The organism is Spiroplasma sp. ald, assembly GCF_044714355.1.
Lineage (GTDB): Bacteria > Bacillota_I > Bacilli_A > Mycoplasmatales > Mycoplasmataceae > Spiroplasma > Spiroplasma phoeniceum.
The window spans coordinates 1-1,448 of the sequence record NZ_RXFY01000159.1 but is presented as its reverse complement, the minus strand read 5'-3'; the positions used below and the strand labels follow the sequence as shown (position 1 = coordinate 1,448).

Here is a 1,448-nt window from a genome sequence, read left to right as displayed (position 1 = left end):
TATGGAATACTAAGTGATGATTTAATGACTGCTTATAACAAAGGTAATAAAAAAGTATTACAAGATGTATTTGATGATATTTTTGTTCAATCAAGTTCATCAACAGTAGATGGTCAATTATCTCAATCTTTACAAGTAGTACAAGGAACACCAACCTTAGAAACATATACTGAAGACCAAAAATCAATTATTGAACAAGTATATTTAACATGTCATTTTTCTAGTCCTTTTGGTGATAAATCAGATAATGACCAAAATAAAACACAATCATTATTAACTAAAACAAAAGATTTAGAAAAACAAGCCTATTTACAAGCATATCGTAAGCAATATTATACTAAAATGTTTGATACTGTTTTAAAATATTATGGTTTATGAGATGGAAATGATGAAAGACCTTATGGATTTGATTTTATTAGTGCTAGTTTAGTTGATCAAATGCGACAAAATGAATTAATTACTGCTAGATTAGATAATGGTACAATGGAGCCAATAAGAGCTATAACTGAATATGATAATATTGATGAATTAGAAGCAACCAAATATTTTGAAAAAGTAGAAGCATGACAAGATAAAATGCAAGCNAAAGAAATAGAACATAATAATAAATTACTAGAATATGATGAAACTGGTAATAATCAAAATGCCTTACAAGGTAGAACAGAAATTAAGGAGAATTAAAAAATGAGTAGAATTAACCCAGGTGTTATGGAAGAATTAAGAAGACAAGCCCATGATACTTTAATAGATATTAGAGAAAACATACGAGATAATAGACATTGAATGGTATTTCCTTTTAATGTTTATAGTTCATATATACCTGATACTGAAACAGGTTGAAAACCTAATAATGCTAAACCCAGTGATTATGGTAGTTATTCACGAATATTTGATAATATGGAAAGTACTATTGCTCAATGACAAAATAGTTTAAAAATAGTCCAAAAATATAAAGGTGAAGAAATTAATATCTTAACAGTTGATGATTTTAAAAATCAACCAATTAACTCAACTATATGAGCAAATAATGAAACACCGTTTGCGATAAAATTAAAAGATGAAAATAATAATGTTTATTGAAAATTAATTGATGGTGAAAACATCTATGATGTTGATAAAATGTTAAAATACTTAAATCAATATAAATTAAGTTATTTTATCAATAATGATAATAAAGCCGATAACTTTTATACAAAGGAAGTTAAAGTTGGTAAATATTGAGATGCGTATATGATTGATGATAGAAGTTCAATTCAATTTGGTGAGGCTAAATTTGAACAAGTATTTACTCAACAATCAACCGAAAGACAATATACTTTATTAATTTTAGATGAAGATGCTGATAAATTAAATATTAATGATTATTATAATTTTTATACTGTATTTAATGACCGTGGTTTAAATATTGGTGGTGGTGATATTAATTCTGCACCCCAAGATAGACAATG

1 protein-coding gene is annotated in these 1,448 nt (G+C 26.1%); it reads left to right on the top strand.

What is annotated here, in order from left to right; genetic code table 4:
* Nucleotides 1–684 precede the first annotated feature (684 nt).
* Nucleotides 685–1,448, top strand: a 764-nt coding sequence (locus EHU54_RS05805) for a hypothetical protein (RefSeq protein WP_400249449.1), incomplete at its 3' end; no start/stop codon positions are given.